Origin of the sequence: uncultured Apibacter sp. (assembly GCF_946479295.1) — a bacterium.
Classification (GTDB): domain Bacteria; phylum Bacteroidota; class Bacteroidia; order Flavobacteriales; family Weeksellaceae; genus Apibacter.
Window position 1 is genome coordinate 162480 of record NZ_CAMLFD010000002.1, and the last position, 14493, is coordinate 176972.

The window sequence follows — 14493 nt, forward strand, 5'->3', positions numbered from 1 at the left end:
TATATGAAAAAATTATTGTTTATAACTTATTCGCTTGGTAAGCCGGGAGGAGTTCAATCAGTTTTGGCTAATTTAATGAATGAATTATGCAATAAATTTGATATAACTGTCTTATGTCTTGATGGTAACGAAAAATTTATATACGATCTAAATTCCAATATTAAGACCATGATTTTAAATTCTTTTGGAAATACAAAATCATTCCGAGCGATGGTATTTATAAATAAATACTTTTCATGGCTGCCCAAAAAACAAAATTTAAAAAATTATATTTATCAATATGGTGTATACCGATTGTTAAAAAAATGGCTAATAAAAAATCATCAAAACTATGATACGATAATTTCTTGTAGATATACTCTTTCCAGCATGTTGTCCACTATGAAAATAATAAATAAGAAAACATGGGCATGGGAGCATGTTAATTACAGAATGGGAGGATTATTTTGGTATACAATTATGCGTCCCTATTATAAAAATTTGAAAGGAATAATTTATATAAATAAAGAATCGGAAAAACATTATAAAAGAATAAATCCCCATAGTATACTTATACATAATATTATAGGGGAACCTTTTGAAAGTGTGCCTTTCATACCTTTAGAAAAAAAGGAAAATATAGTTTTGTTCGTTGGTAGATTACATCCTGAAAAAAATATAAGACAAATTGTAGAAATGTATTCTAGCTTATCAAATACTAATTTATGGAAATTAGTGATAATAGGAGATGGACCCGAAAAAAAATATTTGGATGAATTTATACATAAAAATTCAGTTAACAATATAGTACTTATCGGTAATAAAAATAAAGAAGAAGTTTGTAAATACATGAAAAAAAGTAAAATATTGGTATTAGCTTCGGAAACAGAAGCATTTGGATTAGTATTGGTAGAATCTATGTTTTGTAGCAATGCTCTATTATCTTATGATTGTGAATTCGGTCCTTCCTCAATAATCAACGAAAAAAACGGTTTTCTTGTTAAACATCATGATGAAAAAGATTTTAGAAAAAAATTCCAAATATTAGTAGATGATGAAGATTTATTAAAAAAGTTAAATAAATCTTCTTTCGAAGAATCTAAAAAGTGGAAAAAAGATAATTTTTTAAACTTATGGGAAAATCTCTTGAAAGAATAAATAAAAAAAAGAAAATACTTATTAGAATCGGTTCCTTAAGACATGGAGGAGCAGAGAAAGTATTAGTAACTTTTTTGAAAAATATACCTGAAAATAAGTACGAAATAGATTTATTATTAAATCTTAAATCAGGTAAATATTTAGAAGAGGTACCAAGTTGGATCAAGATTTATCATCTTCATAAAGGAAATATGATTCCTACAAATAAACCCTGGGAAATACCTGTAAAAGTTTATCGCAGATCTTATGAAGAATTATTAAAATTATTTCCTAAGCTACTCTATAAGTTTATTCTAAAAAAACGAAATTATGATATAGAACTAATAGCCAATCATAGGCTCTTGGAAGAAGTTCTCAAAAGTCCGGTCAAAACATCTAAGAAAATAGTATGGGTACATAACGATTTATTTAGCATTCCTGAATACACTACCCGTAAACTAAAAAAATTTTTTAAGTCGGATAAAATTTGGGTTATATCAGAAAAAATAAAATCAGAGTTTGAAAAATTAGCCACAATAGAAGAAGAAAAAGAAAAATTAATTAGAATTTATAATCCCATAGATTCAGAAGAGATCATAAATAAATCAAAAGAAAAAATTAATTTTACTTTCATTAAATCTAGAGAAGTAAAGACTTTTGTTACAGTAGGAACTGTTTTTCCTCAAAAAGGGTTTGATAGGCTCATTAAAATGCATAAAAAACTTTTGAAAGAAGGATTTAAGCATAAAATTTATATAGTGGGAGACGGATATGACTTTAAAAATATTACTAGCCTTATAAAGGACCTAAAAGTTGACGATACCGTTATTATGACGGGATATCAGGAAAATCCGTATCCTTTTTTTATAAATGCAGATTATTTCATTTTATCCTCACGGTATGAAGGATATCCTACCGTATTATTTGAAGCATTAACCTTGAAAAAACCAATAATAGCTACAGATGTTTCCGGTGTTAACGAAATATTAGAAAATGGAAAATTTGGAAAAATTGTTGAAAATTCCGAAGAAGGCATATATGAAGGAATGAAAGAATTTTTGTCTCATTCAGATATTCCTGAAAGATATGTTAAAGAGATGAACAGCAAAGAATTGCCTTTTACTTTAGGAAATGCAGTAGCTAAATTAACTAATATTTTAGATAGCTTATAAAAAAATGTCACAAACACTTATACAAAAAGATTATTACAGAATTCATGGGAGATGGCCGGGAAGATTTGTAGGAAAATCACTTCTAAATCCTAATTTTCGATATATATATTTTCTAAGAAAAGCTTCAAAATATAAAAAAAATTCAATTTTGGGAATGCTGTATCGCATTATTCTTTATCATTATCAAACCAAATACGGCTTTCAAATATACCCCGAAACACAAATAGGTGAAGGTTTTTACCTAGGACATTGGGGTACGGTTATCATCAATCCCGAAGTAAAGATTGGTAAAAACTGTAACATTGCTCCAGGAGTTACCATAGGTAGAGCAAATAGAGGAAAAAAAGCAGGTGTTCCTATTATAGGAGACGAGGTATGGATTGGTTCTAATGCTGTATTAATTGGGAAAATTACTATAGGAAATAATGTTTTGATAGCCCCAAATGCTTACGTTACTGAAGATGTGCCGGACAATTCAGTTGTTATAGGAAATATTGCACAGATTAAGTCTAATGAAAATGCTACCGAAGGATATATAAATAATAAAGTGTAAATGAAAACAATACTATTTATACTTCCGGATTTAAATATGGGAGGAGCAGAGAGGATTATAACTTTACTGATAAATAATTTAGACAAAAATAAGTTTATTCCTAAGCTCTTATTAATGAGAAAAGAAGGATATTATCTTGAGGTTTTAGATAAAAATATTGAAATTATAGATATAAAAACAACAAGAATAAGAAATGCATTTTTTCCCATTCTCTCTGTATTAAGAAAATTAAAACCCGATATAGTTTTTGGCGGATGGGGAGAAATTTCAGCATATTTAGCACCAATAATTCCCTTTTTTCCAAACATCCATTTTATTGCCAGGGAAACAAATATAGTTTCCCAACACGTAATCCGTCCGGAAATTAAATTTTTTTATCGTTTTTATAATAATTTTCGTACCATCATCGCACAGAGTGATGACATGAAAAATGATCTGGTAAAAAATATTAAAATTCGTGAAAGTAAAATTAAAAAAATCAACAACCCCGTTGATATTGATTTAATAAATGAAAAATCTACTGGAAATATGATTTTTCCATTTTCTGATCAATACAAAAATGTAGTAGCCATAGGAAACCTTTCTTATCGTAAAGGCTTTGATAACCTTTTAAAAGTTTTTTCGCATCTTAAAGATGATCCTATATTCTTACATATAATAGGAGAAGGAAATGATAAAGATAAATTATTCCAATTAAAAGAAAATTTACAATTAAAAAATGTCAATTTTTTAGGTAAAATTACTAATCCTTATCCGTATTTGAAAAATGCCGATTTATTTATCCTTTCCTCTAGATATGAAGGATTTCCAAATGTATTGCTCGAAGCTGGAGCTACCGGAACATTTTCTTTAGCAAATAATTGTAAAGGAGGAATAAATGAAATCATAGAAGAAGATATTAATGGAAAAATTTTAGCTATTGAAGACCATGAAAGCTTTGCAAAACAAATAAAACAATCCCTAGGCCAGAAATACAATAAAGATAATATTAAAAATTCAATCAAAAACAGATTTTCAAAAGACAATATTATAAAGCAATATGAAAAAATTTTTGAGACTGAGAGCAAATAAATTAGATAAAAACATTTTATTGAAAATTGAAGGAAAGTATGAGTATGTAGAAAATAAATTTTCTGTAATTTTGGACTAATTTTGATTTTTTAATCAATTAACTATATGAATGTTATGCATCTAAATATAAAGAATGAAACATCAAAGCTGAAAGTTGTTGTTTTAGGTCAGCCCTATTCGATGGGCAAAACTCCTAAATTAAGTGAAACCTATGATGCGAAATCGTATGAAAATGTAAAAAATAATACCTATCCGATAGAAGCAGCGGTAATCCATGAAATGAAAGAATTTGAAAAAGTTCTTTTAAAATATGATGTTGAAGTTTTATCTCCCGAAATTTTAAAGGATTATAATCAAGTTTTTGCAAGAGATGTAGCTTTTGTCATAGAAGATAGTATTATTGTCTCCAACATGATATCAGATAGAGCAGAAGAGCAACAAGCTTATAAAGAAATATTTCAATCCATATATTTTCAAAATATTTATAACCTCCCCAAAAAAGCAAATGTAGAAGGGGGAGATATAATACTTCATGACGATGTTATTTTTTGTAGCGCTTATGAGGGAAATGATTTTGACCGTATAAAAACAGCAAGAACAAATAAATATGCTCTTGATTATTTAAAAGAATTATATCCGTCAAAAACATTTATAAATTTACCGTTAAAAAAAGATGATAAAAATCCTAGAAAAGGAATTCTACATTTAGACTGTACATTTATGCCCTTAGGAAATAATAAAGCTGTTCTATATAAAGGAGGATTTGTTAATGAAAAAGATTATCACTTCCTACTTGATTTTTTTGGCACAAATAATGTTTTTGAAGTGACAGAAGAAGAATTATATTACATGAATACAAATGTATTTTCCATATCACCCGATGTAGTTATATCTGAGGAGAAATTTGTAAGGCTCAATAATTTTTTAGAAAACGATTGGAATATTAAAGTAGAAACAGTTCCTTATCATGAAGTATCAAAAATGGGAGGCCTTCTAAGATGTTCCACCTTACCTTTAATACGAAAAAATGATTAGTAAGCAAATAACCGATACTGTGCTAATGATAGAACCTGTTGCATTTGGGTTCAATCAGCAAACAGCAGTAAATAATTTTTTTCAACAAAACGATTCACTTTCAGCGGAATCAGTTCATGAAAGAGCCTTGGAAGAATTTAGGAATATGGTTGAAAAACTAAGAAAATTCGGAATTAACGTAATTGTTATAAAAGACACCGATCAACCTCATAAGCCAGATTCTATCTTTCCTAATAACTGGATTTCTTTCCATTCTGATGGTAAAGTTATACTCTATCCTATGTATGCCAAGAATAGAAGGTTTGAAAGGAGAGAAGACATCTTGGATAGTATAGAGCAAGAAGGATTTATTATAAATGAAATAATAGATTACAGTAAAGCGGAAGAAGAAAATATTTTTTTAGAAGGAACCGGAAGTATGGTATTAGACCGTAGTAATCAAATCGCTTACGCTGCCATTTCAGAAAGAACTGATGAAGAACTTTTTATTGAATTTTGTGAAGATTTGGAATTTTCACCCATAGTCTTTCATTCCACTCAAGTAAAAGAGGATAAAAGATATCCGGTTTATCATACCAATGTGATGATGAGCGTAACTGAAGATTTCGCAATAATATGTAAAGATTCCATTCAGAACATTAAAGAAAGAAAATTAGTATTAGATTTTTTACATACTACGAAAAAAGAAGTAATAAGCATTTCAGAAGAACAAATGAATCTTTTTTTAGGCAATTCTTTACAGCTGGAAAATGATAAAAAAGATAAATTTCTTGTCATGTCCAATACGGCTTATCAATCATTAGACGCTGGTCAAATTAATGTAATAAACAAATACACTCAAATATTGGTATTTAACATACCTACTATTGAAAAATATGGAGGGGGAAGTGTACGATGTATGTTAGCTGAAATATTTTTACCTAAAGCATAAAGTTAAAAATCAACTTTTAAGATTAAATATTTTGTAATTTAATGAAATCCCGTTATATTTGCACCTCGAATTAATCGGCGAGGTAGCTCAGGTGGTTAGAGCGTTGGATTCATAACCCAAAGGTCGGCAGTTCAAGTCTGCTCCTCGCTACTAAATTTAACCCATAATGCATTAATTAATAATGTTTTATGGGTTTTTTTGTTAAAATAATTCGGAAAAATTAATATTATGATTATGTATATAAAGAAAAATTTTATTTAAAATAAATTTTATTTTGATATTATATTAATAATATATTTTATTTTTGTAAAGTAGATTTTTTAAAATATCAGAATTTATATGAAATTAAAAATTTTAGAATAAAAAAATATAAGCGTTAGCTTTAGTGATAACCAGAAAATCGCCAGTTTTCAAATATTTCACACACTAGCTAAATATTAACATTTGCGTCAAAATGGCGTGGGATGTTTTTATTGCGTATATGGATTCAGGCGAACCTCTTGTGTTAATAAGTTCAATATCCACGCTTTTATCGTTTAAATTAATTCTGCTTTTTGGAATTGGAGGCATAAATTAAAATTAGAATTTTATTTGGAAACAATCAATAATTCTTTTACTAAACAAAAAAAATACCTAATAATTGGGGGTAGCAGTAGTTTATTGATAGGCAGTCTAATATATGTATTTTTTAGGGCTTTTTCTTTAAGAATTTTTTCATGGAGTGAACTAGTAGGTATACAAGAATTTTTACAGGAATTAAGAGAATATTCCATTTCTTTTATCAGATATATCCCTGATTGGATATTATTTTCTCTGCCAGATGGGCTATATGTTTTTTCTTATGTCTGTTTTACACTTTACACTTGGAAAAATATAATATCTGTGGAAAATGTAATTTGGTTTATAATAATTCCTTTTATAGCAATCGGGTCTGAATTACTACAATTATTTCAATTACTTGATGGAACTTTTGATATAATAGATTTGTTATTTTATTTATTAGGGTTTCTCCTTCCTTTTATATTTTTCAAAAAATCAATTATATATAAATTTAAAATTTAATACTATGAACAAACATTTTAAAAACTTAGTTTCAGCTTTAACCGTTGTATTCTTTGCATTTATTGCTTATGGAAGTCTGGGGAAAGATAAAAAAGATTCTGTATCTTCTTCAACTTCTAAAACTTCTATTACAGAGAATTCTTCTAATTTGGTAAAAATAGGAGAGCCTCTACAGACAGAGTATTTTGAAGTAACAGTGAAAAAAATAAGTATAGAAGATAAGGTAAAAACTGGGAATCAATTTACAGAACTTAAAAAAGAAGAGGGAATCCGTTATTTAATTTTAAACACAACTTTCAAAAATATAAGTGATGAAAGTAGAATGTTAATGGATGGAGAAGTATTGATTAATTATAATGGAAAAGAATATAATTTTGATCACTCAGAAACCATACTATCAGATGGTTGGGGGTTACTTGGACAGATTAATCCATTAACTACGAAAACCACTAATTTAGTATATAAAATTCCAGCAGAAATTAAAGGAGAGGCTTATTACAGACCTGGACGTTCTGGTAAGAAAGATTTGATTGAGTTGGGAGTTATTGAATAGAAAAAATGAAAGAGTAAGAAATACAAATAGAAATATTTGTGTTTCTTATGAGTTTAATTACATAAATATTATGTACAGATTTATTCTTTTATCATTATTTTTTACTGTATAAAATTTTTTGTTTTTCCTAAATTTATTTATATAACATATAATAGAAATAAGGTAGACTATAAATGTTATATTACTAGTAATAAGAGTGAGGCTGACGGGATAGTTAAAATTACTACTTGGACTGGAAGTGCAAAAAACGATAAAAGGTATTTTACAGATTGGAAAAATTCTGCGGATTACATATTTATTGCACTAAGAAAAAATGAAGCAAATAAGATATGTATTTCACTACATGCGAATCTGACATAAAATTTAGAGAATAAAAATAGTTGTAAAAAATATCATTTTTTCAAATCTTTAAAATTTAGTTTCACGACTATTTGTTATCAGGTGAGAAGACTTAAGTGTATCATGTTTTAATGGTAGGGGGATACTCCTACCATCTCTAAAAATTAGAAAATTACTTAATATCAATATTTTATTATATAATAAATTAATAAGATAATCTAAAGAATTTTATTATTCAGAAATATAGTTTTTCCAACTTATACCTACTTTAAGACATTAGTAAAAATATCTTCAATCTATTCTTTTTTAAGGAAAAATAATTATTCTCTTAATTCTACCGCTCCTTTTTATCAATGGGAAGCTAATTAATTTTTTAGTTTTTACACTCATCTCTTCATTTCCTGAACAGAGAATTTTAGCAATAGGTTTTAAATTTTTGAATTTTTCAATCCGTAGGAATTTATAGCTAAAGTGTTTTTTTATATGATTAAATTCGTTTCTGAATATATTTGATGATGTCTCTTTAGATTCTTTAGAGAATTAATTAAAACTTTTTATTTTGCTCCCTCTTTTACTGGAGTTATTATTGATGTTGATAAATTTATTATAATTATATGTAAATTTTATATATATGATACTTTTAGCTATATAATGTATTTAAATATATATTATAACTTATATTATATTAATACTGTTAGTAAATCTTTAAATACAAACTGTTAAACTTTAAACCAGAATATTAATTTTTACATATTAAACTTTGAATTATTAGTATTAATATTTTTGCATAAAAGAATTATTTTTAAATTCATGCTTATACTATTCTAATTTATCTTCTTTAAAACCAATTTCTTTTCTGTATTGATCTTTTATATTTTCTACAATTTTTGAACTTCTTGTTTGATCATATTTTCTCCCATTTTCAAATATTTGACTTTTTTAAATGTTTAAAATTATTGACGCAGATAGGAGTAAAATATCAAATTTAAAATGAATTCCTCTATATGAACATTTCATTAACTTCTTTTTTCTAATATTTTTATGGAAGTTTTAACAGTATTTAGCTTTAATTATAAGTAGTCTGCTTATACTAGATTTGCTGATATATCTCAATTTTGTTATTAGTGATGAAAAAATTAAATGTTAAGCAGCAAATTGTTCTAAAGTAAGTCTTCCGAATTTATTATTTATTTCTTCCCAAATATCAAAATCAAGAATAGTAAAACCTCCGATGTTTTTGTCAATTTTAAAATTGGAAGACATATAATCTTTAGTTATGATTATTCCCGAACCAGTTTCTTTATCAGTTTTACTTTAGTTAAATTTTTAATATGATGAGTAATAATGCTTTTGGAAGCTTGTAGGAATTCGGTAGTTGATTTATTATTTAATTCAAAAGTATTAGAGACGTCTTTAGTCCTCGTCTTATTAATTCCAAAATACAATGATTAAATAGATTACAATATTTATATTCTTAGGTAAAATATTGTCTTACATTTCTGTAAATGAAGATTTGTCTTTTCTTTTCATAATAATTTTAAGTATTTGAAATATTCTCTTAGTTCAATTCCAAAATCAGTCTTCCTTCTTGGGTAGCGATTTTTATATAAAAAAAATGAATGATATGAATTTGCTGTTCATGAAAGATTAATATGAAATCTTTCTTTCCGTTTTCTTTGAGATTATTTCCAATATAGAAACTTTCATTAATAGGAATAAGTCTAGAATACCGTGTTTTAACTCAGTTTTTTTGTTAAAGGTCATTACATATACGCCACTTCATTATCTATTAATACAGAGGATCTGATAGGCTCAAATTTTAAAAAATAAAAAGGAAAGTAGACGGGTTAATATTGTATCCATAATATATACAAGAAACTAAAAACAGAATAAAATATTAACAGATGATATACCAAAATTTTCTTGTAGCATTATAAAGCTGTCCAAAAATCGTGAAATAGAATGTACTTCCAATTCTATATATTCATTTTTTGATAAATCTGTTGAACTGCTCAAAGAATTTATGGAACTCAAAATGCAAGAGGGTATTATTTCATTATTAAATATTGACTAACAATTAACATCAACTCTGTTCGATTTTACTGAACCTTGGGAAGTAGATATTCTTGAGTTTATAAATGATAACTATGTGTAAGAATTTTCGATGAAAGGGTTTGCAAACTATACCGGACGTACTAAACATGATTTAAAAAATAAGTAATTTGTCTCCATAAAAATGATTTATTAAGAAGAGATTAGAAGTTGCCTATGATCTAATAAAGACTATAGGTAATAAAGTTGTAGATGTTAGTGCAGAAGTTAGGAGCAAAAATGTTTCTCATTTCTCTATCGCTTTTAAAAAACGTTATGGCTTTTCTCCTCAACATATTAGATTAAAGTAAGTGTTAGAAAATTTGAATTTTTTAAATAAGAGTGTAAATTTTATACTCATCTATATCTTTAGTAGCCATATATCGTATTCTAAATATAGAATAATCATCTTTATCCATGGACGTTTTTAGCAAGAAAAGATAGGACGAAAATTAAAAAAGGAATATTCAAAATAGATAAATTATCATATGAAAAAAGTATTAGAAAATTATAATAAATTAATGAACACATACTTTATAAAAAGAATTAATGAAGTTAAATATATTAAGATATAGCAATAGATTTTATTTTTATAAAGTTATATCCAATTCCTATTTAGCTTTATCAACCACCCTATGTATCCGTCTAATTTTTTCTACTTTTTAGAGATTAGAATAACCTACTAGAATATAACCATCATTAAAAGTTTGTCTGATTTTTTAGTAGAAAATCATATCCGATTATTCTTAAAGTTTTATTATCAATTTGTGAATCAAAATCTAATATAATTATAAAAAATAAAATATTTTAATAATATGATTATTTGTAATCATATTGTATTTATTGTTGTATTATTAACATAAAAATATTTATTTTGTTTTTTTATTTGTTTTATGTGATTTTTATTGCTATTTTTTTGTTTTTATTATACAATGTATTATGTAAACAATTTATATGTATATTTGAATTGTATTTTTATAAAAAAAGGAGTTCAAAGGAGTTAATTGAAATTTAAAAATATTTAAAATAAATGCAAGTATTATTTCATTTTTGCTTTAAGAGATCTTTTTATAAATATTTTATTTATTGAACTTAAAATTAAGTTGTTTTTTTACTTTAAAATATTTTATATAAAAGCAACTTAAATTTTAAAATAATTTTATAATCAAATATTTTTATCATTAATTAATTTTTTACTATGGAAAGGAATAAATCGTTAGATTCCGCAAAGTTCATTCTAATATTTTTTGTTGTATTAGCACACACATGTGAATATGACTTATTTAAAACAAAAATTAAACTTTTAATTTATATTTTTTCTTCAACCTATACAATACCTTTATTCGTTATCATTTCAGGATATTTCTCTAAAAATTTAACTTGGGAAAAATTTAAACAATTTTTTTTAGGCCTTATATTAGTCAATTATTTATTTCAACTTATTTATTCAGTTCCGTCCATAATGTCCGGACATTTTAGCTTGCTAAAATATATAATTCTTCCCATAGGACCATTATGGTATATAATAGGGTTATTAATATGGAGATTTTTTATAATTATTATAAAAAAATACGACATACCTATGGTACTAACTTTTTTAATTTCTTTATTGATTTCTTTAGGTGTAGGTTTTATAAAATTTGATCCAATCGCACATCCCGATTATGCTTCTGCTTTAAGAATATTTGTATTTATTCCGCATTTTTTTGTAGGATATTATGCGCCAAAAGATATATGGGATAAAATAAAAAATATTGAAAAAATATATCCTATTTTATTTTTTATAATATTTGGTATTATTGTTATACTTTTTGGAAAAGATTATTACGCATTTTCAACGTTTGGTGGTTATCCTTATAGTATATTTCCAAGTATTACAGAAGGATTAATTCAAAGAGTTATATTTTTATTGTTCGCAGTTGTAAGCTCTGTAGCATTTTATAATATTATACCAGATACATTTTATAAGTTTGGATCTGCTAGTTTAGGAATTCTTTTATTACATATTTTAATTGTATATCCGATATATTGGGGGAAAGTTACTCAAAATTTCAATCATATACCGATTATAGTTGATATTTTAGCAGCTATAGTGATTACAATTTCTTGTCTTTTGTTAACTAAGCTTAAAATAATACAGTTAATTATAAATCCTTTAAAATTAATTAATATGATTTTCAAAAAAAATAGTAAAGCTGGTTAGAATAATATAAAGTAATATTGTAATAAGTAAGATAAAAAAATCAATCATTTATAATGATTGATTTTTTTTATAAATTAAATTTTTATAAATTTTGTTCAATATAAAATTAATTAGTCTAGATTTTAATTAAAATCATTTTATATTTATTCTATCAAAAGTTCTTAATATTCGAAATATTTAATAATATCCAAATTTAAAGCCAATCAGTCCATAGAGAAAATTATAATAAAAATCATATAAATACCCTCAGTATTATTCATTTTTATTTTTCGCATGAACCAATTTATTTAAAAATAATAGATTAAGATTAGCTTGCTTTACAGATTTAGTTTTAAATATTAATAATGGGAATACTACACCAAAGGCAAGAGATAACAAAGTAAAACCGGTGCGAGTAGCTTTTTCAAGCATTTCTACGAGATAATTAAACTGAAGAGGTTCACCTTCTTTTAAAGTCATAACTTCAATTAGTGAAATCATAAATTCATATCCCATTTTCCCAGGAATAATATTAATGACAGCAGGGATAGTAAATACAATAGGGGGTGTATGTACTCTGTGAGCAAAATACACACCGGATATACCCACTAAACTAGCTGCTGCGAAACTTGAAAATACAATTTGGTTTTCGAAATAATGTAGTAAAATTGCTCTACAACTAAAACCTAAACCTCCTAATAAAGCAACTGCCCACATAGAACGATAAGGAGTCCTAAAAATTACAGCAAAGCCTATTGATACCCACATAGACCAAAATATTTTTTCCCAAATTGAGACACTTTCACTAACAGTAAAAAAACTAATTAAATCCATAACCAAATAAAAATAATGATAAAAATAAACCCATAGCGATAACGAAAATTAACATTGACCCATGCATCCCTCTTGCTATACCTTGCATCACATACCCTTCCAATATATCTATAAATGAATTAATAAGAGGAACTCCTGGAATTAAAAATAAAACACTTGCGGCAAAAGCACTTTTAAGTTCAAGCCCGGTAATAATTCGGAATATATTTACTACAGATACAGCGGTAAAAGAAGCAACAGTAAAAATTATAAAAATGTTGAATTTTTTTTGTGTTAAAAATTGTCGAGCAAGTATGCCCATAACAGTAGCAAAAAAAGTTATGAAAAATTCAATCCAACTTCCATTGAGTATCCTACACAAACTAGCACCGGCAAGCCCTACAAAAAACCAGATAGCAGGTTTAGGATAATGATTTATTTTTTTTATAGAATTAAATTCTTCGTTAACTGAATTTACATTCATTTTTTCATGAACAACTCTCCAGGATAAAATACTTATTTCGGAAACAATTTCGAAATTTACGCCTATATGAGGAATAGCACGTACAATGGTATGTATTACATTTGTTTTTTGATCTCTTACACTTAAAACAACTCCGGAAAGAGAGAAAAATAGATCTGCATCATAGCCCAATGCGTTGGCTATCCTTTGTGTATTTTTTAATGTCCGAGAGGTATTTGCGCCATTCATGATAAGGCTTATAGCAATATCTGAAATGACTTCGCTTGCAAATTTTATTTCAATAGAAGTTTTTGTCATAAAGAAGCATTAATTAACAGGTGTAAAATTATAACATGGAAGTATAGTTTTAACATAAAAAAACGTAAACCTGATAACAATCACATAAATAAGTCAAATTCCAGATAAAAACTCAGATGATGACTAAAATATTAGTAAATTTGTTAGTGTATTAACTTTAAATTGTTTTATTTCATGAAATTTCATTGGCTATCATTTATCTTTTTAATAGTATTGGTGTCGTGTGCAACCGATAATCTTTCTATGGATTATGATTCTGAGTACAATTTCTCAAAAATTAGAACTTATAATTATTATACTGATAATCAAATTAAATTAAATAATAAGATTGACAGTACTAATTTTATGAAGAATCTAGATGCTGTTTTGCAATCCAAGGGATTACAAAAGGATACAGATAATCCAGATGTATTTATTGCCTTAGAAGTAAATAACGAAATTGGTAAGCAATCCTATAACACAGTAAATTTAGGAATTGGAGGTGGTAATGGATGGTTTGGATTAGGTACCAATGTTGGCATCCCTGTAAAAAATAGAAAAGTTACAGATTATTTTTTCAAAATAGATTTTGATGACGCGATTACAAAAAAATTAGTATGGACAGCAAAAGTCATCGATTCCAAGCCTTATAATTATTCTACTGCTAATAAAGCTTCATTTTACAATTCAACAGTTAAATTATTATTCAAAAAATATCCACCTAAAATTACTAAGAAAAGTAAAAAAGCAACTAAAAATAATCACTATGATTAATTTCTTGAATAAATCACCTTTTATTAGTTATTGTTCCCCTT

The 14493-nt window shown here is 26.3% G+C and carries 12 protein-coding genes and 1 tRNA gene; 11 read left to right on the forward strand and 2 right to left on the reverse strand.

Annotation, left to right across the window (positions count from 1 at the left end):
- The first annotated feature begins 3 nt into the window (after positions 1-3).
- From Q0T35_RS03340 to Q0T35_RS03385, 10 genes are all read left to right on the forward strand, one after another.
- Positions 4-1137, forward strand: coding sequence for a glycosyltransferase (locus Q0T35_RS03340; RefSeq protein ID WP_295840956.1), 1134 nt, complete (start codon positions 4-6; stop codon positions 1135-1137).
- Entirely contained in the window at positions 1113-2288 is a 1176-nt protein-coding gene (locus tag Q0T35_RS03345; RefSeq protein ID WP_295840957.1) for a glycosyltransferase, read from the forward strand. Before Q0T35_RS03340 ends, Q0T35_RS03345 begins: the two co-directional genes overlap by 25 nt.
- A gap of 4 nt (positions 2289-2292) precedes the next feature.
- The gene (locus Q0T35_RS03350; protein WP_295840959.1) at positions 2293-2841 is read left to right on the forward strand and encodes a serine acetyltransferase; all 549 of its coding nucleotides are present in this window, start codon (positions 2293-2295) and stop codon (positions 2839-2841) included.
- Positions 2842-3912: a glycosyltransferase gene (locus Q0T35_RS03355; protein WP_293918384.1), complete on the forward strand. Its 1071-nt coding sequence runs from the start codon at positions 2842-2844 to the stop codon at positions 3910-3912.
- Positions 3913-4026: 114 nt separating this feature from the next.
- Positions 4027-4947 (forward strand): amidinotransferase, encoded by a 921-nt coding sequence (locus Q0T35_RS03360; protein ID WP_295840961.1) that lies wholly within the window; start codon positions 4027-4029, stop codon positions 4945-4947.
- Positions 4940-5878 (forward strand): citrulline utilization hydrolase CtlX, encoded by a 939-nt coding sequence (gene ctlX / locus Q0T35_RS03365; protein ID WP_295840962.1) that lies wholly within the window; start codon positions 4940-4942, stop codon positions 5876-5878. The genes Q0T35_RS03360 and ctlX overlap by 8 nt, the downstream gene beginning before the upstream one ends.
- Positions 5879-5954: 76 nt before the next feature.
- Positions 5955-6028: transfer RNA gene (locus tag Q0T35_RS03370), tRNA-Met, on the forward strand.
- A gap of 441 nt (positions 6029-6469) precedes the next feature.
- Positions 6470-6940 (forward strand): hypothetical protein, encoded by a 471-nt coding sequence (locus tag Q0T35_RS03375; protein WP_295809232.1) that lies wholly within the window; start codon positions 6470-6472, stop codon positions 6938-6940.
- A 4-nt stretch (positions 6941-6944) separates the two neighbouring features.
- The gene (locus tag Q0T35_RS03380) at positions 6945-7493 is read left to right on the forward strand and encodes a DUF4352 domain-containing protein (RefSeq protein WP_295840963.1); all 549 of its coding nucleotides are present in this window, start codon (positions 6945-6947) and stop codon (positions 7491-7493) included.
- 3628 nt (positions 7494-11121) lie between these two features.
- The gene (locus Q0T35_RS03385; protein ID WP_295809238.1) at positions 11122-12126 is read left to right on the forward strand and encodes an acyltransferase family protein; all 1005 of its coding nucleotides are present in this window, start codon (positions 11122-11124) and stop codon (positions 12124-12126) included.
- A 252-nt stretch (positions 12127-12378) separates the two neighbouring features.
- On the opposite strand, the gene Q0T35_RS03390 is transcribed toward Q0T35_RS03385, so the two are convergent.
- Complete coding sequence (locus tag Q0T35_RS03390) at positions 12379-12939, reverse strand: threonine/serine exporter family protein (RefSeq protein ID WP_295809241.1); 561 nt, start codon at positions 12937-12939, stop codon at positions 12379-12381.
- Complete coding sequence (locus tag Q0T35_RS03395; protein WP_295840964.1) at positions 12926-13699, reverse strand: threonine/serine exporter family protein; 774 nt, start codon at positions 13697-13699, stop codon at positions 12926-12928. The genes Q0T35_RS03390 and Q0T35_RS03395 overlap by 14 nt, the downstream gene beginning before the upstream one ends.
- Before the next feature lie 174 nt (positions 13700-13873).
- Between Q0T35_RS03395 and Q0T35_RS03400 the strand changes: the two genes are divergently transcribed.
- A complete protein-coding gene (locus Q0T35_RS03400) occupies positions 13874-14452 on the forward strand; it encodes a DUF4136 domain-containing protein (RefSeq protein WP_295840966.1) in 579 nt (192 codons plus the stop codon).
- Positions 14453-14493 lie beyond the last annotated feature (41 nt).